This is a genomic window from Luteipulveratus mongoliensis, assembly GCF_001190945.1.
GTDB lineage: Bacteria > Actinomycetota > Actinomycetes > Actinomycetales > Dermatophilaceae > Luteipulveratus > Luteipulveratus mongoliensis.
This window is the reverse complement of sequence record NZ_CP011112.1, coordinates 3,042,128-3,065,490: the sequence shown is the minus strand read 5'-3', so window position 1 is coordinate 3,065,490 and position 23,363 is coordinate 3,042,128. Positions and strand designations below refer to the sequence as shown.

21 protein-coding genes are annotated in these 23,363 nt (G+C 68.7%); 10 read left to right on the top strand and 11 right to left on the bottom strand.

Annotated features, from left to right (window positions below):
- Positions 1-82: 82 nt before the first annotated feature.
- Positions 83-1,264, bottom strand: coding sequence for a glycoside hydrolase family 3 N-terminal domain-containing protein (locus VV02_RS14545; protein ID WP_169787693.1), 1,182 nt, complete (start codon positions 1,262-1,264; stop codon positions 83-85).
- Between the two features lie 163 nt (positions 1,265-1,427).
- On the opposite strand from VV02_RS14545, the gene VV02_RS14540 reads away from it, so the two are divergent.
- The 4 genes from VV02_RS14540 to VV02_RS14525 are packed head-to-tail and all read left to right on the top strand — an operon-like array spanning position 1,428 to position 4,666.
- Entirely contained in the window at positions 1,428-2,135 is a 708-nt protein-coding gene (locus VV02_RS14540) for an ABC transporter ATP-binding protein (RefSeq protein WP_052597042.1), read from the top strand.
- Entirely contained in the window at positions 2,132-2,890 is a 759-nt protein-coding gene (locus VV02_RS14535) for an ABC transporter permease (RefSeq protein ID WP_425412275.1), read from the top strand. The genes VV02_RS14540 and VV02_RS14535 overlap by 4 nt, the downstream gene beginning before the upstream one ends.
- 33 nt (positions 2,891-2,923) lie before the next feature.
- Positions 2,924-3,838: a COX15/CtaA family protein gene (locus VV02_RS14530; RefSeq protein WP_052592549.1), complete on the top strand. Its 915-nt coding sequence runs from the start codon at positions 2,924-2,926 to the stop codon at positions 3,836-3,838.
- A gap of 3 nt (positions 3,839-3,841) precedes the next feature.
- A complete protein-coding gene (locus VV02_RS14525; RefSeq protein WP_052592548.1) occupies positions 3,842-4,666 on the top strand; it encodes a phosphotransferase family protein in 825 nt (274 codons plus the stop codon).
- Between the two features lie 83 nt (positions 4,667-4,749).
- On the opposite strand, the gene VV02_RS14520 is transcribed toward VV02_RS14525, so the two are convergent.
- Complete coding sequence (locus VV02_RS14520) at positions 4,750-5,721, bottom strand: heme o synthase (protein ID WP_083450178.1); 972 nt, start codon at positions 5,719-5,721, stop codon at positions 4,750-4,752.
- A gap of 175 nt (positions 5,722-5,896) precedes the next feature.
- On the opposite strand from VV02_RS14520, the gene tkt reads away from it, so the two are divergent.
- Genes tkt through pgl form a run of 6 tightly spaced genes read left to right on the top strand, consistent with a single transcriptional unit; the run spans position 5,897 to position 14,400 of the window.
- On the top strand, positions 5,897-8,056 hold the full coding sequence (gene tkt, locus VV02_RS14515; RefSeq protein WP_052592547.1) for a transketolase: 2,160 nt from the start codon (positions 5,897-5,899) through the stop codon (positions 8,054-8,056).
- 1 nt (position 8,057) lies between these two features.
- Positions 8,058-9,203, top strand: a complete 1,146-nt coding sequence (gene tal / locus VV02_RS14510) for a transaldolase (protein WP_052592546.1) — start codon at positions 8,058-8,060, stop codon at positions 9,201-9,203.
- A gap of 2 nt (positions 9,204-9,205) precedes the next feature.
- On the top strand, positions 9,206-10,849 hold the full coding sequence (locus VV02_RS14505; RefSeq protein ID WP_052592544.1) for a glucose-6-phosphate isomerase: 1,644 nt from the start codon (positions 9,206-9,208) through the stop codon (positions 10,847-10,849).
- On the top strand, positions 10,846-12,390 hold the full coding sequence (gene zwf / locus VV02_RS14500) for a glucose-6-phosphate dehydrogenase (RefSeq protein WP_052592542.1): 1,545 nt from the start codon (positions 10,846-10,848) through the stop codon (positions 12,388-12,390). Before VV02_RS14505 ends, zwf begins: the two co-directional genes overlap by 4 nt.
- Before the next feature lie 55 nt (positions 12,391-12,445).
- Complete coding sequence (locus VV02_RS14495; RefSeq protein ID WP_052592541.1) at positions 12,446-13,645, top strand: glucose-6-phosphate dehydrogenase assembly protein OpcA; 1,200 nt, start codon at positions 12,446-12,448, stop codon at positions 13,643-13,645.
- Positions 13,642-14,400: a 6-phosphogluconolactonase gene (gene pgl, locus VV02_RS14490; protein WP_052592539.1), complete on the top strand. Its 759-nt coding sequence runs from the start codon at positions 13,642-13,644 to the stop codon at positions 14,398-14,400. The genes VV02_RS14495 and pgl overlap by 4 nt, the downstream gene beginning before the upstream one ends.
- An 82-nt stretch (positions 14,401-14,482) precedes the next feature.
- Here pgl and VV02_RS14485 read toward each other — a convergent pair whose 3' ends face one another.
- From VV02_RS14485 to uvrC, 9 genes are all read right to left on the bottom strand, one after another.
- Positions 14,483-14,833 (bottom strand): RNA polymerase-binding protein RbpA, encoded by a 351-nt coding sequence (locus tag VV02_RS14485; protein WP_083450177.1) that lies wholly within the window; start codon positions 14,831-14,833, stop codon positions 14,483-14,485.
- 42 nt (positions 14,834-14,875) lie between these two features.
- Positions 14,876-15,118: a preprotein translocase subunit SecG gene (gene secG / locus VV02_RS14480; RefSeq protein ID WP_083450176.1), complete on the bottom strand. Its 243-nt coding sequence runs from the start codon at positions 15,116-15,118 to the stop codon at positions 14,876-14,878.
- 81 nt (positions 15,119-15,199) lie between these two features.
- Positions 15,200-16,018: a triose-phosphate isomerase gene (gene tpiA / locus VV02_RS14475; RefSeq protein WP_052592537.1), complete on the bottom strand. Its 819-nt coding sequence runs from the start codon at positions 16,016-16,018 to the stop codon at positions 15,200-15,202.
- A 4-nt stretch (positions 16,019-16,022) separates the two neighbouring features.
- Positions 16,023-17,222: a phosphoglycerate kinase gene (locus tag VV02_RS14470; protein WP_052592535.1), complete on the bottom strand. Its 1,200-nt coding sequence runs from the start codon at positions 17,220-17,222 to the stop codon at positions 16,023-16,025.
- A 4-nt stretch (positions 17,223-17,226) separates the two neighbouring features.
- Positions 17,227-18,231, bottom strand: a complete 1,005-nt coding sequence (gene gap / locus VV02_RS14465; protein WP_052592533.1) for a type I glyceraldehyde-3-phosphate dehydrogenase — start codon at positions 18,229-18,231, stop codon at positions 17,227-17,229.
- 154 nt (positions 18,232-18,385) lie between these two features.
- On the bottom strand, positions 18,386-19,366 hold the full coding sequence (whiA, locus tag VV02_RS14460) for a DNA-binding protein WhiA (RefSeq protein ID WP_052592531.1): 981 nt from the start codon (positions 19,364-19,366) through the stop codon (positions 18,386-18,388).
- 103 nt (positions 19,367-19,469) lie between these two features.
- On the bottom strand, positions 19,470-20,456 hold the full coding sequence (locus tag VV02_RS14455; RefSeq protein ID WP_083450175.1) for a gluconeogenesis factor YvcK family protein: 987 nt from the start codon (positions 20,454-20,456) through the stop codon (positions 19,470-19,472).
- On the bottom strand, positions 20,453-21,340 hold the full coding sequence (gene rapZ, locus VV02_RS14450; RefSeq protein WP_052597030.1) for an RNase adapter RapZ: 888 nt from the start codon (positions 21,338-21,340) through the stop codon (positions 20,453-20,455). The genes VV02_RS14455 and rapZ overlap by 4 nt, the downstream gene beginning before the upstream one ends.
- Positions 21,341-21,354: 14 nt before the next feature.
- Positions 21,355-23,346, bottom strand: coding sequence for an excinuclease ABC subunit UvrC (gene uvrC / locus VV02_RS14445; protein ID WP_052592530.1), 1,992 nt, complete (start codon positions 23,344-23,346; stop codon positions 21,355-21,357).
- Positions 23,347-23,363: the final 17 nt, after the last annotated feature.

The window sequence follows — 23,363 nt, the reverse complement described above, 5'->3', positions numbered from 1 at the left end:
CCGGTCCCTGAACCTTCTGGACGAGGCTTCTCCTCCGGCCGTGGTCGCAGGCTCCCCCGGTCCGGCATCGTCGCCGCGTCGCTCAGCATGCAGGGCCGAGCAGACCGATCCTTTCCTTGGCCAGCAGGACCCGGTACGCCGAGCTCCAGATGCGGTTCTTGATGAACGTGTTGCTGTGCGCCTGGCTCAGCATCGCGTTGTACATCGCGGGCAGCACCGACGGGTTGACCGTCAGGATCAGGTCACCGCCGTTGCCGATGAATCGGTAGGCGCGCGTGCCCGGCGACCAGGCCTGCACCGCCTTGGCGTTGCCGATGTCGTCGGTCATGATCACGCCCGGGAAGCCCAGCCCGGAGCGCAGGTAGGTCATCACGATGTTGGAGAACACGGCCGGGTTGTTGCGGTCGATCAGGTTGTAGTACGCCGACGACATCATCACGTGATCGGTGTGGCCGGCGATCGCGCTGGAGAACGGGTTGATGTAGGCGTTGCCCTTGCCGATGGAGGTGTCCCGTACGACGCTCGTGGTGTCGGTGTTCTGGTGCACCATCCCGAGCCCCGGGAAGTGCTTGGCCGCGGTCTGGACTCCGACCGAGCGCATACCTGCCAGGAACGCGCCGCCCTTGGCCGAGACGACCGACGAGGAGTAGCCGTAGTTGCGGTCGTAGTTGCCGATCGGCGGGTTGTCGTAGGAGCTGCTCGGCACCGTGTCCATGACCGGAGCGAGGTTCATGTTGATCCCCGCGGACTTCAGCTGGTTGGCCCAGGTCGTCGCATTGCTGCGCAGTGTCGTCGTGGACCAGGTCCCTTGAGTGACGGCGGTCGGCATGGTGCTGAAGCCCGAGCCGCGCAGCACCTGGACGTTGCCACCCTCCTGATCTGTTGCGACGAGCAGCTTGGGGAGGCCGGCGCTGCTCGCGCGCGTCTGCAACGCGGACGTGACGCTCTTGGTCGCGGTGACGCCGGCAGTGCTCCGTCCGGTCAGCATCACGTTGCCGACGTGATAGGTCGAGATCTGGCCGAGCAGGGTCGAGCTCGCTGAGGTGGCCGGAGTGCCCACCATGAAGAGCTGGCCGAGCTGCTTCTCCAAGGACAGGGTGTGCAGCACGGCGTTGGCTCGGCACCCCGGTGTCGTGGCCGGCAGGGCGGCCGGCGGACGGGCGAGCGCAGGCTGCGCAGCCAGAACGACCACCATCCCAGCGGTTCCGACGACGACCGCTGAACGGCGTACGACACGGACAGCACTGACCGACCTGCTGCTCATCTGGTCCATCCCCTTTGACGTCCCCCACGGACGGGAGACCCCGCCTCTGCCATTCTGCGACGACCGGCAGGACAACGCTAGGTGTGTCGCCGAACAGACGCATGAGAGACCGACCCGCGAGCCCGGTCGGCAGCCGGTGCACGGCAACGTAGAATCGCCAGTCGTGACTGAGACCGTTGTTGTGCGCGACCTGCGCCACCGGTATGGCAGCACGCAGGCACTGGCCGGGATGACGTGGTCGGCGCGCGCTGGCGAGGTCACCGCGATCCTCGGCCCCAACGGTGCCGGCAAGACGACCATGGTCGAGATGGCCGAAGGTCTGCGTCGCCCGGCCGAGGGCACCGTCCGGGTGCTCGGCGAGGATCCGTGGCACGCCTGCGCCGAGCATCGCGCCCGCGTGGGCGTCATGCTGCAGGACGGCGGGCTGCCCGGCGGCACCCGACCGAGTCGGCTGCTCACCCACCTCTCCCGGATGTACGCCCACCCGGCAGACGTCCCAACACTCGTGCAGCGACTCGGTATCGGCGACTTCGACCGTACGACGATGCGCCGGCTCTCCGGCGGCCAGCGCCAGCGGGTCGCCCTCGCTGCTGCGCTCGTCGGTCGGCCGCAGGTGCTGTTCCTCGACGAACCGACAGCGGGCCTGGATCCCCACGCGCGTCGCGACGTGTGGTCACTGATCCGCGAGACCCGTGAGACCGGCACCACTGTCGTCGTCACGACCCACTCGTTCGAGGAGGCCGAACGAGTGGCCGACCGTGTCGTGGTCGTGGCACGTGGCCGGGTCGTCGCCGATGGCACGGTCGATGACGTGGCCGGCGGCCGCGGACTCGAGGAGAGCTACTTCTCCCTGACGGAGGACGTCCGGTGAGCTCTCAGTCCATGACCGCCGCACCCCAGAGTGCTCGCGTGCGCGCGCAGGCGGCGTTCGAGACCCGCACCGTCCTCACCAACGGTGAGCAGCTGCTCGTATCGGTCCTGCTCCCGGCGCTCGCCCTCATCGGGCTGTCCGCCACGGACGTCCCCGACCTGGGCGCTGGGCGCCGCATCGACCTCGCTGTCCCGGGCGTCCTCGCCTTGGCTGTCGTCTCCACGGCTTTCACCGGGCAGGCCATCGCCACCGGCTTCGACCGCCGCTACGGCCTGCTCCGACTTCTCGGCGTGACGCCACTTGGTCCCAAGGGTCTGCTGGCAGGCAAGGCCATCGCGGTGCTGTCCGTCATCGCCGTCCAGGTGGTGCTGCTCGGTGCGCTGGGGCTGATCCTCGGCTGGCACCCGCACTGGGGCGGCGTTCTGCTGGCACTGGTCGTCATCGCCCTGGCGGCCTGGGCGTTCGTTGCTCTTGCCCTGCTGCTGGCCGGCGCACTCCGGTCCGAAGGCGTCCTCGCTCTCGCCAACCTGATCTGGGTCCTGCTGCTGGTCGGTGGTGGACTCATCGTCCCCACCGGTGAGCTGCCCGCGAGCGTCGGCGGGGTCGTACGCCTGCTGCCGTCCGGTGCGCTCGGCGACGGTCTGCGTGCCGCACTCGCCGGCTCCGGATCGGCATGGCTGCCGCTCATGGTCCTGCTGGTCTGGGCGCTCGCCGGGTCGACTCTGCTCGCCCGGACATTCCGCTGGGCCGACTGACCCGCTGCCACACCGCGCACCTACCCTCTTGGGGTGCTCCCCTCCCCCACTGACCGTGCGACGAACCCCTGGCTGCGGCGGCTGTTCTGGTTGAACCTCGCGGTCGAGGTCCTGATCGTCGTCACGGGAGGGCTGGTCCGGCTGACGGGCAGCGGGCTCGGATGCCCGACCTGGCCGCGCTGCACCGATGCATCGTTGACGCCGGACCGGCACGACGCCTTGGGCATCCACACCTACATCGAGTTCGGCAACCGGACTCTGACGTCCCTGGTCGGCGGTGTCGCTATCGCGCTACTCGTCGCCACCTGGCGCTGGGCTCCTCATCGCAAGGGTCTTCGACTGCCGATCGCCTTGGTACTGCTGGGCGTTGGCATTCAAGCGATCGTCGGCGGGATCACGGTCCACATGGATCTCAACCCGGCCATCGTCGCCGCCCACCTGCTGGCCTCGATGCTGCTGGTGATGGCCTCGGCCTGGCTCGTCTGGCGCGAACGAGAGGGCGATGGCCAGGCCGTCCCCGTCGTACGCCGCGAGGTCCGCCTCGTGTCGTACGTCGTCGGTGCGCTCGCCGCGGTCATCCTCGTGCTGGGGACACTCGTCACCGGGTCCGGGCCACACTCCGGCGACGCCGACCAACCGGCTCGCCTCGACATCGACTCACGGACGATCTCCTGGCTGCACGCCGACACGGTGATGCTCTTCGTCGGCCTCGTTGTCGCGGTGCTCATCGCCGTACGCCTGACCAGCGAGGATCAGGTTGCCCGGCGCGCTTGGGCAGTGGTGCTCGGCGTCACGCTTGCGCAGGGTCTGGTCGGCTACACGCAGTACTTCACCGGTCTGCCGTGGGTGATCGTGCTGGTGCACATGCTCGGCGCCTCACTGCTGGTGATCGCCACGACCTGGGGCATCCTCAGCCTCCGCCACCGCCCAGCCGCACAGAGCGGCTGAGCGATGACGGCAGCACAGGACCTGGTGGCCGAAGCGGCCGGCCTGCTCGGCCGACCGCTGCATGGGGCGACCGTCCTGCACGGTGGCGAGCACGCGATGACGGTGGCTGCTCACGACGGGGATGAGCACTACGTGATCCGGGCGTTCCCCCGCGGCGACCAGGCTGTCGCCCGCGAGGTCGAGGTGCTCGGCCGCCTGGGGCCCTTGGGTGATCTTGTGCCGCACCTCGTCTCGTACGCACTCGACGGAGACCGGCCGGTCATCGTCACCAGCCGGGTAGCGGGATCTCACCCGTCGCCCGTGCTGCCTGCCGAGACGTTGGCCACCCAGATGGCGGCCGCACTCGCGCGCGTTCATCAGCTGAGCGGTGACGGCCTGCGCGCCGCTCCCGCCGCGCCCCCGACCGGGTCAGGACCGGCCGCCCTTGCGGCGCAAGGCTTTTGGCCGCGGCTGAGTCGCGACGAGACCGTGCTGACCCATCACGACTTCTGGTGCGGCAACGCACTGTGGGAGGGGCCCGTGCTCACCGGTCTCGTCGACTGGTCGGGTGCGCGTCAGGCACCGCGCGGGGCCGATGTGGCCTGGGCACGACAGGACCTCGTCCTGCTCGGGTCACCGGCAGCCGCGCAGGTCTTCTTGGAGGAGTACGAGCGACGGGCTGGGACATCGCTCCCTGACATGCACGACTGGGACGTCCACGCTGCCGCTCACGCCGAAGACGCGGTCGAGACCTGGGCACCGAACTATCACGGCATCGGCCGAACCGATCTCACGGCGACGGTGCTGAGGCAGCGGCTCACCGCGTGGATCGAGCACCTGCTGTCCTGACCTGATCGGACGTCTATCGCGGCGACGATGCCGGCCCGCGGGAGCCTGCGAGCGCGGCCGGAGGAGGAGCCGCGATCAAGAGCTCAGAGCGCGAAGTGGAGCAGGGGGTCGATGGCGACGCCGATGAACAGCAGCGTCAGGTAGCTGATCGAGTAGTGGAACAGCCGCATCGGCCGCAGGCTCGAGGACGGGGCGTCCGAGCGCGCGCGCAGCAACAGCTTGTGTGCCTCGAGCAGGAAGATCGTGCCGCTGGCCACTGCCGTCAGCAGATAGATCCAGCCCATGTCGCCGACCGGCACCAGAGCGATCGAGGTCAGCACGGTCGCCCAGCTGTAGAGAACGACCTGTCGCGCGACCGCGACGTCCTTGGCGATGACCGGGAGCATGGGCACGCCTGCTGCGGCGTAGTCGTCACGGAACCGCATGGACAGCGGCCAGTAGTGCGGCGGCGTCCAGAAGAACACGACCAGGAAGAGCACCAGGGCTTCCCACGAGAGGGAGTTGGTGACTGCCGACCAGCCGATCAGGACCGGCATGCAGCCGGCGACGCCGCCCCACACGATGTTCTGGGACGTCCGGCGCTTCAGCAGCAGTGTGTAGAAGCCGACGTAGAGCACGTTGGCCGCAAGCGAGAGCGCTGCCGACAGCCAGTTCACGAGCAGCCCGAGCCAGAGCACCGAGATGATGCCGAGCACGACGCCGAAGATCAGCGCGTTGCGCGGCGCGATGACGCCGGTCGCCAGCGGCCGGCCCTCGGTGCGGTGCATCTTGGCGTCGATGTCGCGGTCGAGGTAGCAGTTCAGCGTGTTGGCCGAGCCGGCTGACAACGAGCCACCCACAAGCGTGGCGACGATGAGCCAAAGACCCGGCACACCCTGCTCGGCCAGGAACATCACCGGGAACGTCGTGACCAGCAGGAGCTCGATGATGCGCGGCTTGGTCAGCGAGACGTAGTCGGCGACGACGTCGCGTCGTGACCGCGTCGGCGTGAGCCCGCCAGTCGGCGTACGCGAGGTCCCGCGGTCGGCAGCGGAGCGCGGCTCGATGGCGGTCACGGTGTCCTTCGGAAGCTGGGGGCTGGGAGCGCAGGCGGGTCGCCGCTGAAGTGGCTACGACACGCTGTCGTTGAAGCACAGTCTAGCCACGCGGCCCGGGGCGTTCTCGCGACCCACCGTCGGGTCTAGGCTCAAACCCGAACGTCGTTGCCCCAGTGCAGAGGAGCCAGCATCCGTGAGTCAGGACCAGCAGCAGAGCACCGTGGGTCAGCGTGATCCCAGCCTCGCCGCGCCGATCGTCGAGAAGACCGGCTGGAGCGAGCTCGACGTGCGAGCTGTCGACACCGTCCGAGTTCTCGCCGCCGACGCCGTCCAGAAGGTCGGCAACGGTCACCCGGGCACGGCCATGAGCCTGGCTCCGTTGGCCTACCTGCTCTACCAGAACGTCATGCGCTACGACCCCACTGACACCGAGTGGTTCGGTCGCGACCGCTTCGTGCTGTCGTGCGGCCACTCCAGCCTGACCCAGTACATCCAGCTCTACCTGTCCGGCTCCGGCCTCGAGCTCGATGACCTGAAGTCACTGCGGACCTGGGGCTCGCTGACGCCCGGTCACCCCGAGGTGCACCACACCAAGGGCGTCGACATCACGACCGGTCCGCTCGGCTCCGGTCTCGCATCGGCCGTCGGCATGGCGATGGCGCAGCGCCGTCAGCGGGGTCTGTTCGACCCGGACGCCGCACCGGGCACGAGCCCGTTCGACCACCACATCTACGTCATCGCCTCCGACGGCGACATCATGGAAGGTGTTGCGTCCGAGGCCTCTTCGCTCGCGGGCCACCAGGAGCTGGGCAACCTGACCCTGGTCTATGACGAGAACTCGATCTCGATCGAGGACAACACCGACATCTCCTTCTCCGAGGACGTGGCCAAGCGCTACGAGTCCTACGGCTGGGACGTCCGCGTCGTCGACTGGCGCGCCTCGACAGAGGGCAAGGGCGGCTACACCGAGGACGTCGACGCGCTGCACGAAGCGATCGAGGCGGGCAAGCAGGTCGCCGACAAGCCCAGCATCGTCGTGCTGCGCACGATCATCGGCTGGCCGGCGCCGACCAAGCGCGACACGGGCAAGGCCCACGGCTCAGCCCTCGGTGACGAGGAGGTTGCCGGCACCAAGAAGCTCCTCGGCTTCGACCCCGAGCAGACCTTCGAGGTCAGCGACGACGTGATCAACCACACCCGCAAGGCCGCCGAGCGGGGCAAGGCCGCGCACGCGGACTGGCAGAAGACGTACGACGCCTGGCGGGCTGCCAACCCGGAGCGCGTTGAGCTCCTCGACCGGGTGCTGGCCCACAAGCTGCCCGAAGGCTTCGCCGATGCGTTCCCCGTGTTCGAGGCCGACCCCAAGGGCATCGCGACTCGCGCCGCGTCCGGCAAGGTCCTCACCGCGCTGGCGCCGGTGCTGCCCGAGCTGTGGGGCGGCTCGGCCGACCTGGCCGAGTCCAACAACACGACCATGGAGGGCGAGCCGAGCTTCATCCCGGCGTCCAAGCAGACCAAGGCGTGGGAGGGCGGACCCTACGGCCGCACCCTGCACTTCGGTATCCGCGAGAACGCCATGGGCATGATCCTCAACGGCATCGCCCTCGAGGGACTCACCAAGCCCTACGGCGGCACGTTCCTGGTGTTCTCCGACTACATGCGTCCCGCAGTCCGGCTCGCGTCGATCCAGCAGCTGCCGGTCACCTACGTCTGGACACACGACTCGATCGGTCTCGGCGAGGACGGCCCGACCCATCAGCCGATCGAGCACCTGGCAGCGCTGCGGGCGATCCCCGGACTTGCTGTCGTACGTCCGGGTGACGCCAACGAGACGGCCGTCGCCTGGCGCACGATCTTGGGCACCACCGACCACCCGTCAGCCCTGGCGCTCACTCGCCAAGCGCTGCCGACTCTGGACCGCACCGAGTACGCGCCGGCCGACGGTGTGGCCAAGGGCGCGTACGTCCTCGCCGACTCCGACAAGGACACGCCGGACGTCATCCTGGTCGCGACGGGCTCGGAGCTCAGCCTGGCCGTCGAGGCGCGGAAGGCCTTGAAGGACAAGGGCGTTGACGCTCGTGTGGTGTCGATGCCTTGTCGCGAGTGGTTCGACCAGCAGGACCAGTCCTACCGGGACGAGGTGCTGCCGCCGACCGTTCGCGCACGCGTCAGTGTCGAGGCGGCGACGCCGTTCGGCTGGCGCGAGGTGGTCGGCGACGCCGGCCGCATCATCGGCATCGACCACTTCGGGGCCAGCGCCGACGCGAAGACCCTGTTCACCCAGTTCGGCTTCACCACGGACGCCGTGGTCCAGGCCGCGCAGGACTCCATCACGGCTGCAGGAGGCAACTGACATGGCTACTACCAACCCCCGCCTCAAGGCGCTCTCGGACACCGGCGTCTCGATCTGGCTGGATGACCTCAACCGCCCGATGATCAGCTCGGGTGAGCTCCAGAAGCTCATCGACGAGCAGGACGTCGTCGGTGTCACGACCAACCCGACGATCTTCGCGACCGCCCTCAAGGACGGGACCGCTTACAACGGCCAGGTCAAGGAGCTCGCCGACGGTGGCGCCAATGTCGACGACGCCGTCTTCGCGATCACGACCGACGACGTCCGCAACGCCTGCGACGTCATGCGACCGGTCTACGACGCGACCGAGGGCCAGGACGGCCGGGTCAGCATCGAGGTCGACCCGCGCCTGGCCAAGGACACCGAGGCCACCGTCGAGATGGCCAAGAAGCTCTGGGCCTCCGTCGACCGCCCCAACGTGATGATCAAGATCCCGGCCACCGTCGAGGGCCTGCCCGCCATCTCGCAGACGCTCGCCGAGGGCATCAGCGTCAACGTCACGCTGATCTTCAGCCTTGACCGCTACCGCGGTGTCATGAACGCCTTCCTCACGGGCCTGGAGCAGGCCCGGCAGAACGGCAAGGACCTCTCGACGATCCGCTCGGTCGCCTCGTTCTTCGTCTCGCGCGTCGACTCCGAGATCGACAAGCGTCTCGACGCCATCGGTTCTGACGAGGCCAAGGCGTTGAAGGGCCGGGCCGGTGTCGCCAACGCCCGCCTCGCGTACCAGGCCTTCGAAGAGGTCTTCGGCACGTCACGCTGGCAGACGCTCGCTGACGACGGTGCGCACGTCCAGCGGCCGCTGTGGGCCTCGACGGGAGTCAAGGACCCGGCGTACTCCGACACGATGTACGTCGTCGACCTGGCCGTGTCCGACACCGTCAACACGATGCCGCCCAAGACTCTCGCGGCCGTCGCCGACCACGGCGAGATCAAGGGCGACCAGGTCACGGGCAACTACGCCGACGCCAAGAAGGTGCTCGACGACCTCGAGGCGCTCGGCGTCAGCTACGCCGATGTGGTCGGCGTTCTGGAGACCGAGGGTGTCGACAAGTTCGACAAGTCCTGGGCCGAGCTGCTGGCCAGCGTGCAGGGAGAGCTCACCAAGGCCGGGGACAGCGCCGACTACGCCACGCAGGAGGCCTGAGCGTGAACGACACCTCCAGCAGCTCGGTCGCGGTCACCGCATCGGGCGCCGCTGCCGATGCCATCGACGCGCACCTGAGCGCACTGGTCGAGCAGAAGTTCGCCAGCCGGCTCTTCGACCAGGACCACACCTTGTGGGGCCCGGCCGCCGAGGAGGAGTCCGCCAAGCGGCTCTCCTGGGTCTCGTTGGCCCGGTCCTCCCGGCCGCTCGTCGGCGAGATCGCCGCGATCCGTGACGAGATGACCTCGCGGGGTCTGGACCACGTCGTGCTCTGCGGCATGGGCGGCTCCTCGCTCGCGCCCGAGGTCATCTGCGCCACGGCCGGCGTACCTCTCACGGTGCTGGACTCCTCCCAGCCCGACATGGTGCGCGCCGCCATCGATGACCGGCTCGACAAGACGATCGTGGTCGTGTCGTCCAAGTCCGGCTCGACCGTGGAGACCGACAGCCAGCGGCGGATCTACGAGCAGGCGTTCAAGGACGCCGGCATCGACCCCACCGAGCGCATCGTCGTCGTCACCGACCCGGGCAGTCCCCTGGACGGGGAGGCCCGCCAGGCCGGCTACCGCGTCGTGAACGCCGACCCTCAGGTCGGTGGTCGCTACTCCGCGCTGACGGCCTTCGGTCTGGTGCCGAGCGGACTCGCGGGTGTAGATGTCGAGGCTCTGCTGGACCAGGCCGAGGCCGTCACCGATGTGCTCGCCGCCGATGACGACGCCAACCCGGCGCTGCGCCTCGGCGCCGCCCTGGGCGGCACGTCCCCGCTGCGCAACAAGGTGCTGCTGATCGACGCCGGCACCGCCAACGTCGGCTTCGGTGACTGGGCCGAGCAGCTCATCGCCGAGAGCACCGGCAAGGACGGCACCGGCCTGCTGCCCGTCGTGGTCGGCTCGTCACCCGCGGGCGAGCTGCTCGACGACGAGCTCTGGGTCAGCCTGCTTCCCGACGACTCCGAAGACGCTGTCGCGGGCGATGCTGCCGTCGGTGTGTCCGGGTCGCTCGGCGCTCAGCTGCTCCTCTGGGAGGCGGCGACTGCCGTTGCGGGCCGCCTGCTCGGCATCAACCCATTCGACCAGCCCGATGTCGAGAGCGCCAAGAAGGCTGCCCGCGCTCTGCTCGACGGTGGCGCGGCCGGGGCCGACGCCCCGGCGTTCACCGACGGAGCTGTCGAGGTGCGTGCCCTCGGCGGAGACTGGCTCGGCGGTGCGAAGACCGTCGACGAGGCCCTGGCCGCACTCGTCGGACAGCTGCCCGAGCACGGCTACCTCGCGGTGATGGCCTACCTCGACCGCATCGCGGATGCCGCCCTGGCCGACGTACGCGTGTCGCTGGGCAAGACGATCAACCGACCGGTGACCTTCGGCTGGGGACCTCGGTTCCTGCACTCCACCGGGCAGTACCACAAGGGTGGCGCGCCCGAGGGTGTCTACCTGCAGATCACCACCACGGCTCACGAAGACCTTGCCGTGCCCGGACGCGAGTTCACCCTGGGTGATTTCATCGCAGCCCAGGCCGGTGGCGACGCCCAGGTGATCGCTGAGCACGGACGTCCCGTGCTGCGCCTGCACCTGACCGATCACGACGACGGCCTGACCCAGGTCATGCAGGCCGTAGGTGACCTGAAGAGCGAGGACACCGCCTCGTGAGCCCAGCCCGCGTCGCTCGCGGGGTCAACCCGCTCCGACAGGTCGAGGACAAGCGACTGCCCCGCATCGCCGGCCCGTGCGGCATGGTGCTGTTCGGCGTCACCGGAGACCTCGCGCGCAAGAAGCTCATGCCGGCGATCTACGACCTGTCCAACCGGGGGCTGCTGCCGCCGGGCTTCTCACTCGTCGGGTTCGCACGGCGTGACTGGGAGGACCAGGACTTCGGCAAGATCGTCTACGAGGCGGTGCGCGAGCACGCCCGTACGCCATTCCGCGAGGAGGTGTGGCGCAACCTGGCCGAGGGATTCCGTTTCGTACCAGGCACATTCGACGACCCGGCCGCCTTCGACCTGCTGGCGGAGACCGTCAAGGAGCTCGACGAGTCACGCGGCACCGGCGGCAACCACGCGTTCTACCTGTCCATCCCGCCCGCGTTCTTCTCGGTCGTGTGCGAGCAGCTCGAACGCAGCGGACTGTCCAAGCCCGGGCCCGGCCAGTGGCGCCGGGTGGTCATCGAGAAGCCGTTCGGACACGACCTCAAGAGCGCCCGCGAGCTCAACGCGATCGTCGAGAGCGTCTTTCCTGCCGACTCGGTCTTCCGGATCGATCACTACCTCGGCAAGGAGACCGTCCAGAACATCTTGGCGCTGCGCTTTGCCAACCAGCTGTTCGAGCCGGTCTGGAACTCCCACTACGTCGACCACGTGCAGATCACGATGGCCGAGGACATCGGCATCGCCGGTCGCGCCGGCTACTACGACGGCATCGGCGCCGCGCGCGACGTGATCCAGAACCACCTGCTCCAGCTCATGGCGCTGACCGCCATGGAGCAGCCCAACTCCTTCGAGGCCTCAGATCTGCGGACCGAGAAGGAGAAGGTGCTCGCCGCCGTACGACTGCCGAAGGATCTGGCCAAGTCCAGCGCCCGAGGGCAGTACGCCGCAGGCTGGCAGGGCAGCGAGAAGGTCATCGGCTACCTCGATGAGGACGGCATCAGCCCGCGCTCCTCCACCGAGACGTACGCCGCCCTCAAGCTCGAGGTGCACACTCGCCGGTGGGCAGGGGTGCCGTTCTACCTGCGTACGGGCAAGCGGCTCGGCAAACGCGTCACCGAGATCGCGGTGGTGTTCAAACGCGCGCCGCACCTGCCGTTCACCGACACCGCGACCGAAGAACTCGGTCAGAACGCCATCGTGATCCGCGTCCAGCCGGACGAAGGCATCACGATGCGGTTCGGCTCCAAGGTGCCAGGCGCGGGGTCGATGGAGGTGCGGGACGTGACGATGGACTTCGGCTACGGCAGCGCCTTCACCGAGTCGAGCCCGGAGGCCTACGAGCGCCTCATTCTCGATGTGCTGCTCGGCGACCCGCCGCTGTTCCCGCGGCACGAAGAGGTCGAGCTGTCGTGGCAGATCCTCGACCCGGTCGAGAAGTTCTGGTCACGCAACGGTCGACCACTCCCCTATGACTCCGGCGGGTGGGGCCCGGACAACGCCGACGAGATGATGCGCCGCGACGGCCGGACCTGGAGGATGCCTTGACCACCCCACTCAGTTCTCCGCTCGTTCCTCGCTCCGATACTGATCGGGGACCCCGGTGATCGTCGACCTGCCCAGCGCCACGACGCAGGACGTCAGCAAGAAGCTCGTCCGGCTCCGCAACCAGACTGGTGCGATGACCCTCGGCCGGGTCCTCACCCTCGTCATCGTGGTGGACGAGGCCGACGCCGACGCCGCGCTCGACGCAGCCAGTGAAGCGACCCGTCAGCACCCCAGCCGCATCATCGCGCTCGTCCTGGGCAACAAGCGGGGCGCCAACCGCCTAGACGCCCAGATCCGGCTCGGCGGTGATGCCGGCGCGAGCGAGATCGTGGTGCTGCGCCTTTACGGCGCGCTCACCAACCACGGGCGCAGCGTCGTCACGCCGCTTCTGCTGCCGGACTCGCCGATTGTGCTGTGGTGGCCCTCGACCAGCCCGGACGACGTCGCGAAGTCGCCGATCGGCGCGATCGCCCAGCGGCGTATCACCGACGCGGCGACGAGCACGAGCCCACGCAAGACGCTGCAGCGTCGGGCGTCGAACTACGCCGATGGCGACACCGACCTCGCGTGGACGCGTCTGACCCGATGGCGCGGCCTGCTGACCGCCGCCCTGGACCAGGCTCCGTACGAGTCGGTGACGGAAGCCACCGTGACCGGTGCGTCGGACTCGCCCAGCACCGACCTGCTCGCCGCGTGGTTGGCCGTTCGGTTGCGCTGCAAGGTTCGTCGCGCTCGGACCCGCCCGGGAGGCGGCATGTCGAGTGTGCGTCTCGAGCGCGCCAGCGGACCCATCGACCTGGTGCGCACCGAGGGCAGCATCGCCACCCTCACCCAGCCCGGTCAGCCGGTCCGGCGGATCAACCTTGCCCGGATCAGCAACGCCCAGGCACTGGCCGAGGAGCTGCGACGGCTCGATGCCGACGAGGTCTACGAGGAGTCGCTGGTCAAGGGCCTCAAGCTGGTCGGTACGACATCGGTCACCGCCTCCGAGGCCGTCGCTGACGGGGAAGCACCGTCGGTGGCCGCCGCGCGGAAGGCCGGCGACAAGGCGCAGCGCGAGGGTCGCAAGCTGACCGGCAACGCCATGGTCGAGGCCGCCCCGTCCGCCACGAAGGATGCTCCGACCGTCAAGAAGGCCGCGCGTCGCAAGCTCGCGGCCAAGACGTCCGGGGCGACGACCAAGAAGTCCACCGCCCGGGCGACCACGCCCAAGAAGTCCACCGCCCGGGCGACCACGCCCAAGAAGAAGTCATGAGCGGTGATGAGTTCGGCGCACCGGAGATCGTCCGGCGCCCGGACAAGGCGACGCTGTCCGCTCAGATCGCCGGCCGGCTTGTCGACCGGATCCTGACCGCGCAGCGCGACCGAGGTGTCGCCCATGTCGTCCTCACCGGCGGCTCGATGGGTTCCGCGAGTCTCGAGGCGCTCGGAGCCAGCGGTCGTGCCGACGAGATCGACTGGTCAGCAGTCGAGATCTGGTGGGGTGACGAACGATTCGTCCCGTTCGGCGACGGTGAACGCAACGAGGTCCAGGCCAGGCAGGCGCTGCTGGACCGCCTGCCTCTGGACCCCGCACGGGTGCACCCGATGGCGGCCAGCGACGAGGGTGTCACCACTGAGGACGGCGCGGCACGCTATGCCGACCAGCTCGCCACGGCGGCCGGTGACGGCGAGACCGTGCCGGCGTTCGACGTGCTCATGCTCGGTGTGGGGCCCGACGCCCATGTGGCGTCGCTGTTCCCTGGCCATCCGGCCCTCGACATCGACGCGACGGCCGCCGTCGCGATCCACGACTCCCCCAAGCCGCCGCCGGACCGGATCTCCATGACCTATCCCACGCTCAACGCCGCACGAGAGGTCTGGCTCATGGTGGCCGGGGCCGACAAGGCCGACGCGGTGGCCAGGGCTCTCGGCGGTGCCGACCGGCACCAGGCTCCGGCAGCCGGCGTACACGGCACGGATGCGACGGTGTGGTGGCTCGATGACGCGGCAGCTGCCCAGCTGACCTGACCGCCGATCCGCCAGAGACCGACTCCGCATGACGAAGGCGCGGCGCCCGAGACCGGGTGCCGCGCCTTCGTGATGTCTGCGTCTAGCGGATCAGGCCGCGCGACCGCAGTGACTCCAGGGCCTCGTCGAGAATGACGGCGCCCTCCTCGTCGCTGCGACGCTCCTTCACATAAGCCAGGTGCGTCTTGTAGGGCTCGACGCGCGGAGGTGCAGGAGGGTTCTCCTGATCCTGGCCGGCCGGGAAACCACAGCGGGGGCAGTCCCACTGCTCCGGGACGCTGAGGCTTGGCTCCTCGGCAAAACTAGGTCGTGTCTCGTGCCCGTTGGAGCACCAGTACGAGACGACGACGCGCGGTGCGGCCTCGCCACGCTCGGCTTCGCCCATGGGGCCTGCACCGACACGGCTGCCGCGAATCGCGTTACCACCGGCCACGTTGGATCTCTCCTCGCTCTAGGAACTGCTGCGGGATACGGATCAGGCGAAGCGCTCGACGAGGCCGAGGCCCACGATCGTGGCGAACCAGAGCACTCCGACACCCACCGTGATCCGGTTGAGGTTGCGCTCGGCGATCGACGAACCACCAAGGCTGCTGGACACGCCACCACCGAACATGTCGGAGAGGCCACCGCCCTTGCCCTTGTGCATGAGGATCAGCATGACCAGGAAGAGACCGCTGACGATCAGCACAACCTGGAGGGCAACACGCACCGCGTCCACTAGGGAATCACCTTACGAATCGGGTCAGAACGGTCGGATGACCATCCGCTACAGGTTACAGGAGGGTAGGGCTGGAGGTGTTCAGCTCGCGTCGGCGCCGTGGTGGCTTCGATAGCGACAGATGGAGGAGAACTCGACCGGGTCGATGGACGCGCCACCGACCAGCGCACCATCCACGTCGGTCTGCGCCATGATCGCGGCCACGTTGCCCGCCTTGACGCTGCCGCCGTAGAGGACGCGTACGCCCTTCGCCAGGCCGGCCGAGTAGAGCTCGGCCAGGCGCGCTCGGATGGCCGCGCACACTTCCTGCGCGTCGTCCGGCGTCGCGACCTCACCCGTGCCGATCGCCCAGACCGGCTCGTACGCGACGACGACACTGCTCGCCTGCTCCGCCTCGAGCCTATCCAGCGCAGCATCCAACTGGCCGATGGTGTGCTCGACCTGGTTGCCGGCCTGACGCACCTCGAGTGGCTCACCGACACACAAGATCGGCGTGAGCCCGTGCTGGTAGGCGGCCTGCACCTTCAGCTTGACGACGTCGTCGGTCTCGTGGTGGTACTGCCGGCGCTCGCTGTGCCCGACCACGACATAGGTGCAGCCGAGCTTGGCGAGGAAGGCACCGGACACCTCACCGGTGTAGGCGCCGCTGGCGTGCACCGAGAGGTCCTGCGCCCCGAGCCGGATCTTGAGCTTGTCGCCGTCGATCAGCGTCTGCACGGTGCGCAGGTCGGTGAACGGCGGCAGCACCGCCACCTCGACGGCACCGAAGTCGTGCCGTCCGTCACGCAGGGTCCAGTCGAGCTTTTGGAGCAGGTGCGCTGCCTGGAGATGATCGAGGTTCATCTTCCAGTTGCCCGCCATCAGCGGGGTACGCGCCGGCTTTGCGGTGTCCTTGGCCATCTGCTCAGTCCTCCAGCACGGCGAGACCCGGCAGGGTCTTGCCCTCGAGGTACTCCAGGCTGGCGCCGCCACCCGTGGAGATATGGGTGAAGTCGTCGTCGGCAAAGCCCAGCGCGCGTACGGCTGCAGCGGAGTCTCCCCCGCCGACCACCGTCACGGCACCGGCCTTCGTCGCATCGACCAGCGCCTGCGCCAGCACCTTGGTGCCGTCGGCGTACGGAGCCATCTCGAACGCGCCCATCGGGCCGTTCCAGAAGGTCGTCTTGGCGGTCGTGACCTTCTCCGCGAACAGCTGCGCGGAGTCCGGGCCGATGTCCAGGCCCATCCGGTCGGCCGGGATCGCATCGACGGGAACGACCTCGTGGTCCGCGTCGGCGGAGAACTCGGTTGCCGCCACCACGTCCACGGGCAGCACGATGTCGACGCCGTGGTTCTCGGCCTCGGCGAGGTAGCCCTTGACGGTGGCGACCTGGTCCTCCTCAAGGAGGCTCTTGCCGACCTCGTAGCCCTGGGCCTTGAGGAACGTGAAGGCCATGCCGCCGCCGATGAGCAGCAGGTCGGCCTCCTTGAGCAGGTTCTCGATGACACCGAGCTTGTCGCTGACCTTGGCGCCACCGAGCACCACGGCGTACGGGCGGCGCGGCTTGGTGAGCTGCTCCAGGACCTGGACCTCGGTCAGGACCAGACCACCGGCCGCCTGCGGAAGGCGCTCGGCGACGTCGTAGACGCTGGCCTGCTCACGGTGGACCACACCGAACCCATCGCTGACGAAGACGTCGGCCAGCGACGCAAGCTGGTCGGCGAACTCGGCCCGGTCCTGCGGCGTCTTGCCGGTCTCGCCGGCGTTGAACCGGAGGTTCTCCAGCAGGGCGACCTGACCGTTCTCGAGGCTGTCGACGACCGCTTTGGCCGAGTCCCCGACGGTGTCCTGAGCGAACGCCACGGGGCTGCCGAGCAGCTCGCCGAGCCGCTCCGCCACCGGCTTGAGGGAGTACTTCGGGTCGGGCTCGCCCTTGGGACGGCCGAGGTGTGCGCACACGATGACCCGGGCCCCACGTTCGGTCAGCACCTTGATGGTCGGGACCGATGCTCGAACGCGGCCGTCATCGGTGATGGCGCCCTCGTCGTCGAGCGGGACGTTCAGGTCGCTGCGGAGCAGGACCTTCTGGCCGGTGAGGTCACCGAGGTCATCGATCGTGCGCATCAGCTCACAGACCCTTGCCGACGAGCGCGACGAGGTCGACGAGACGGTTGGAGTAGCCCCACTCGTTGTCATACCAACCGACGACCTTGACCTGGTTGCCGATCACCTTGGTCAGGCCGGAGTCGAAGATGCACGACGCCGGGTCGGTGACGATGTCGGAGGAGACGATGTCGTCGTCGGTGTAGGTCAGCAGACCCTTGAGCTCGCCCTCGGAGGCCTTCTTGACCGCCGCGTTGACCTCTTCGACGGTGGTCTCGCGGCCGGCCTCGAAGGTGAGGTCGGTGGCCGAGCCGGTCGGCACCGGGACACGCAGCGCGTAGCCGTCCAGCTTGCCCTTGAGCTCGGGCATGACCAGGCCGATCGCCTTGGCTGCACCGGTCGAGGTGGGGACGATGTTGAGGGCCGCGGCGCGCGCGCGACGCAGGTCCTTGTGCGGCCCGTCCTGCAGGTTCTGGTCCGCGGTGTAGGCGTGGATCGTGGTCATCAGACCCTTGACGATGCCGAACTCGTCGTTGAGCACCTTGGCCATCGGGCCGAGGCAGTTGGTCGTGCACGATGCGTTGCTGATGATCGTGTGCTTGGCCGGGTCGTACTGGTCCTGGTTGACGCCCATCACGATGGTGACGTCCTCGTTCTTGGCCGGCGCCGAGATGATGACCTTCTTGGCGCCGCCGTCGACGTGGACCTTGGCCTTCTCCGCGTCGGTGAAGATGCCCGTCGACTCGACGACGACGTCAGCGCCCAGCTCACCCCAGGGCAGGTTGGCCGGGTCCCGCTCGGCGAACGCCTTGAAGGTCTTGCCGTCAACCGTGATGTCGGTGTCTGTGGAGCTGATCTCGCCGGGGAAGCGGCCGAGGATCGTGTCGTACTTCAGCAGGTGCGCCAAGGTCGCGTTGTCGGTCAGGTCGTTGACCCCGACCACCTCGATGTCGGCACCGGAGGCGACGACCGCCCGGTAGAAGTTGCGGCCGATGCGGCCAAAGCCATTGATACCCACGCGAACGGTCACGAGACCAAGCCCTTCTTTTCAGGAGACGCTGTGCATGTCGGCCCGCCGGTGGCGTCGGCCGTGCAGCGATGGACGACGCCTCAACCCTATAGGCGGAGGTCGCCGCGCTTTGACGGTGGCCGAAGACTGGACCGTAGCCCCCGTCGTACGGACGTCAGCTGTCCAGCATGTCCGGCGTGAGGTTGGCCTCGGTGCCGGCGACACCGAGGTCCTCGGCGCGTTTGTCGGCCATCGCCAGCAGTCGCCGGATGCGTCCGGCCACCGCGTCCTTGGTCATGGGCGGGTCAGCGAGCTGGCCGAGCTCTTCGAGACTGGCCTGCTTGTGCTCCAGCCGCAGACGCCCTGCCTGAGCCAGGTGGTCGGGAACCTCCTCGGCGAGGATCTCCAGGGCCCGCTCCACCCGAGCGCCGGCGGCTACGGCAGCGCGAGCCGAGCGACGCAGGTTGGCGTCGTCGAAGTTGGCGAGCCGGTTGGCCGTCGCGCGGACCTCGCGGCGCATCCGCCGCTCCTCCCACTCCAGCACCGACTCGTGTGCGCCGAGCCGGGTCAGCATGGCGCCGATGGCGTCACCGTCCCGGATCACGACCCGGTCGATGCCGCGGACCTCGCGGGCTTTCGCCTGGATGCCGAGCCGCCGAGCGGCTCCGACCAGCGCCAGGGCGGCCTCGGGGCCAGGGCAGGTCAGCTCCAGGGACGAGGACCGGCCGGGCTCGGTCAGCGAGCCGTGCGCGAGGAACGCACCCCGCCAGGCTGCCTCGGCGTCGCACGCCGAGCCGTTGACCACCTTGGGCGGAAGCCCTCGTACGGGTCGGCCGCGCTGGTCGATGAGCCCGGTCTGACGGGCCAGCGACTCACCGTCCTGGACCACGCGTACGACATAGCGGGTGCCTTTGCGAATACCACCGCCGCTGAGAACCATCACCTCGGAGGGATGGCCGTAGACATCCGCGATGTCCTGTCGCAGTCGCCGCGCCGCGTTGGCCGTATCGAGCTCGGCCTCGATCACGATGCGCCCGCCGACGATGTGCAGCCCGCCCGCAAACCGGAGCACTGCGGCGATCTCGGCCTTGCGACAGCAGGTCTTGGTCACGGAAGTTCTGCTGAGCTCGTCCTTGACCTTGGCCGTCATGGCCATGCCGTCATCCTTTCACCAGGTGCATCATCTGTCGTCCCGCGAGTGCCCCCGGGCGAAACCATTTGCACTGTAACCACTCCGGGTCAAAACCCGGCAAAGGTCTTTACTCCATCACGTCTCTGTAAGCGGCCGCGAGTCGAAGGGTGTCGTGGGTGCCCGGCTGGTCCGGATCAGCCACCGACGAGTACACGAGCTCGGCGCCCATGGCCGCCGCTGTGTCGCTGATCTGGTCGCCGTCGCCGTCGACCACCGAGGGATCGGCGAGCACGACGTCGAGGTGCAGATCGGGCGCATGAGCCGCGAGTACCTCGAGGTGATCCGAGGCGCTGAAGCCGGTAGTCTCGCCGGTGTTCATGACCATGTTGAGCGCCAGCATCCGCCGAGCACGTGTGTGTACCAACGCATCTCGCAGCTCGGGCACCAGCAGGTGAGGCATGACCGACGTGAACCACGAGCCTGGTCCGAGGATCACCCAGTCGGCATCGAGGATGGCCTGAACGGCCTCCGGGCACGCTGTCGGCGGGTCAGGGTCCAGTCGTACGGACAGCACCCGCCCCGGCGTCGTCGCCACCTGTACCTGGCCGACCACGTCCGTGACGTCCTCGGGGCGAGCCGGGTCGGCGCCGACCACCGTGGCAGCAATGCGAACCGGCTCCACAGCCATCGGCAGCACCCGACCGTGCGCGCCGAGCAGCCGCCCGACCAGATCGAGTCCCGCAACCGGATCTCCGAGCAGGTCCCAGAGCGAGGCGATGAGCAGGTTGCCCAGGGCGTGTCCGCCCAGCGGGCCCTCACCTGGGAACCGGTGCTGGAGGGCATCGCGCCACTGCAGACCCCACTCGGAGCTGCTGCACAATGCCGAGAGCGCCATCCGCAGATCACCGGGCGGGAGGATGTCGAACTCCTCACGCAGCCGGCCGCTCGACCCGCCGTCATCGGCCACCGTCACGATCGCGGTGATCCGGTCGGTGACCGGCTGCAGCGCCTGCAACGACGCGGCCAGTCCGTGACCACCGCCGAGCGCCGCCACTGCGGGGCGCTTGATGTAGCCGCCTCGGGTTCTGAGGACGCCGACGTCGGGCGAAGTCACTCGCGCCCCAGGTCACGGTGGACGACAAGCGTCCCGATCTGGGGAGCGTCGATCCGGCGAGCCAGCTCCTCGGCGATCGCGACCGACCGGTGCTTGCCGCCGGTGCAGCCCACAGCCAGCGTCACGTAGCTGCGACCCTCGCGCAGATAGCCGGCAGTCATCGGCTCGAGCAACGCCAGGACCCGCTCCACGAACTCGGCCGCCCCGGGCTGGGCCAGCACGAAATCTGACACCACCTTGTCCTTGCCGCTGAAAGGACGCAGCTCGGGATTCCAGAACGGGTTGGGCAGGAAGCGCATGTCGAAGACGAGGTCGGCGTCCAGCGGGATGCCGTACTTGAAGCCGAAGGACATCACCGCGATCCGCAGCTCGGGCCGCTCATCACCGCCGACGAGCTCCTGCACCTTGGCGGTCAGCTGGTGCACGTTGAGGCCGCTGGTGTCGATCAGCAGGTCGGCGTTGGAACGCAGGTCACGCAGCATCTCCCGCTCGCGCAGGATGCCGTCGAGCATCCGACCGTCACCCTGCAGAGGGTGCGGACGGCGGACGGACTCAAAGCGTCGTACGAGGGACTCGTCTGTCGCGTCGACGAAGACCACCGTGGGCCGCCAGCCGTGGTCACGCAACCGGTCGAGCCCGTCACGGAAGTCAGTGAAGAAGGCACGGCTGCGTACGTCGACGACCGCGGCGAAGCGAGCGGTCGCCTGACCATCGTCCTCGAGCAGCTCGGCCATCGGGACGAGCATCTGGGGCGGCAGGTTGTCGATGACGTACCAGCCACGGTCCTCGAGGACGTTCGCGACAGTGGATCGGCCGGCGCCGCTCATCCCTGTGACGATCAGCAGCTGCTTGGTCGGTTGATCCGCGACGTCCGCTTGGCTCATGCGGCCCTCCTCCACTAGTCCAGCACCTCTCCGGTCATCGCATTGACCGCAGGAGTCGTACCCGCATCCTCGCGCAGAGCGGTGTGGATGGTGCGCGCGAGGTTGGGACCGACACCCTTGACGGCCACGAGCTCTTCCTCAGAGGCGGCGCGGAGCTTCTTGACGGACCCGAACTCTTTGAGCAGTGCTTTGCGGCGCACCTCGCCCAGACCCGGGATGCCGTCGAGCGCCGAGGTGGTCATCGCCTTGGACCGGCGCTGACGGTGGAAGGTGATCGCGAACCGGTGCGCCTCGTCGCGCACCCGTTGCAACAGGTAGAGGCCCTCGCTGGTGCGCGGCAGCACCACCGGGAACTCATCGTCTGGCAGCCAGACCTCCTCGAGGCGCTTGGCCAAGCCGACGACCGCGACGTCGTCGATGCCCAGCCGCTCGAGAGCGCGTTGCGCCGCCTGCACCTGGGGGCGCCCGCCGTCGACGACGACCAGCTGGGGTGGGTAGGCGAATCTCTTGGGTTTGCCGGTCTCCTCGTCGATCAGGCCACCGCTGGCCTCGCCGGCGTCCAGCTCGACGTCACCGGCCTGGTCGCGATCCTCGAGGTAGCGGCGGAAGCGGCGGGTGAGGACCTCGTCCATGGCTGCGGTGTCGTCCATCCGGACCGTGCCGTCGGGCTGGACCTCGCCACGGACGATGAACCGCCGGTACTCCCCCTTGCGCGGCAGCCCGTCCTCGAAGACGACCATCGAGGCGACGACCTGGGTGCCCTGGACATGGCTGACGTCGAAGCACTCGATGCGCAGCGGCGCCTGAGACAGGGCGAGAGCCTCCTGCAGCTCCTGAAGGGCCTGGCTGCGAGCCGTCAGATCGCCGGCGCGGGCGACCTTGTGCCGGGCCAGCGACTGCTCGGCGTTGCGCGTCACGGTCTCCATCAGGGTCCGCTTGTCTCCCCGCTGGGGGACGCGCAGGTCCACCTGTGCTCCGCGCAGGTTGCTCAACCACGCCGCGACGATGTCGGGATCGGGCGGGAGCACCGGGACGAGCACCTCACGCGGTACGCCCTCGGCCGACTCCCCGCCGTAGACCTGCTGGAGCAGGTGCTCCACCACCTCGGGAAGACCGAGGTCGCCCTCGGACTGGATCTCCACGACCCAGCCGCGCTGCCCACGGACGCGACCGCCGCGCACGTGGAAGACCTGCACCGCCGCCTCGAGCTCGTCACCGCTCAGCGCGAACACGTCGGCGTCGGTGGCGTCGCCGAGCACGATCGCCGACCGCTCCAGCGCCTTCTCGAGTGCCGCGATGTCGTCGCGGAGGCGCGCGGCCTGCTCGAACTCCAGGGCACTGCTCGCGGCCTTCATCTCGCGCTCGAGACGCTTGACGAACCGGCTCGTGTTGCCGGCCATGAAGTCACAGAAGTCCGCTGCGATGTCCCGGTGCTCCTCGGGGCTCACCCGGCCGACGCAGGGCGCAGAGCACTTCTCGATGTATCCCAGGAGGCACGGACGTCCGACCTGGCCGGCCCGCTTGAACACGCCGCTGCTGCAGGTGCGCAACGGGAACACCCGAAGCAGCTGGTCCAGCGTCTCGCGGATCGCCCAGGCGTGCGCGTAGGGGCCGAAGTAGCGCGTGCCCTTCCGCTTCGCCCCGCGCATGACCTGGGCGCGAGGAAACTCCTCGCCCATCGTCACGGCCAGGTAGGGATAGGACTTGTCGTCGCGATACTTGACGTTGAACCGCGGGTCGTACTCCTTGATCCAGGAGTACTCCAGCTGCAGGGCCTCGACCTCGTTGCGGACGACGGTCCACTCCACGCTCGCACCGGTCTGCACCATGGTGCGCGTGCGTGGGTGCAGCGCCGCGATGTCCTGGAAGTACGACGACAGCCGGCTGCGCAGAGACTTCGCCTTGCCGACGTAGATGACCCGGCCGTCCTTGTCCCGGAATCGGTAGACGCCCGGGTCGACCGGGATCTCGCCCGGCTTCGGACGGTAGGTCGACGGGTCAGCCACGCACCCAGCCTACGAAC

Excerpts from the sequence above, each read along its gene's own strand:
- VV02_RS14545 (WP_169787693.1), bottom strand. The coding sequence starts at position 1,264 with ATGAGCAGCAGGTCGGTCAGTGCTGTCCGTGTCGTACGCCGTTCAGCG.
- whiA (WP_052592531.1), bottom strand. The coding sequence starts at position 19,366 with ATGGCCATGACGGCCAAGGTCAAGGACGAGCTCAGCAGAACTTCCGTG.
- pgl (WP_052592539.1), top strand. The coding sequence starts at position 13,642 with ATGAGCGGTGATGAGTTCGGCGCACCGGAGATCGTCCGGCGCCCGGAC.
- VV02_RS14525 (WP_052592548.1), top strand. The coding sequence starts at position 3,842 with ATGACGGCAGCACAGGACCTGGTGGCCGAAGCGGCCGGCCTGCTCGGC.
- VV02_RS14470 (WP_052592535.1), bottom strand. The coding sequence starts at position 17,222 with ATGCGCACGATCGATGACCTCGGTGACCTCACCGGCCAGAAGGTCCTG.
- tal (WP_052592546.1), top strand. The coding sequence starts at position 8,058 with ATGGCTACTACCAACCCCCGCCTCAAGGCGCTCTCGGACACCGGCGTC.
- tpiA (WP_052592537.1), bottom strand. The coding sequence starts at position 16,018 with ATGGCCAAGGACACCGCAAAGCCGGCGCGTACCCCGCTGATGGCGGGC.
- rapZ (WP_052597030.1), bottom strand. The coding sequence starts at position 21,340 with ATGAGCCAAGCGGACGTCGCGGATCAACCGACCAAGCAGCTGCTGATC.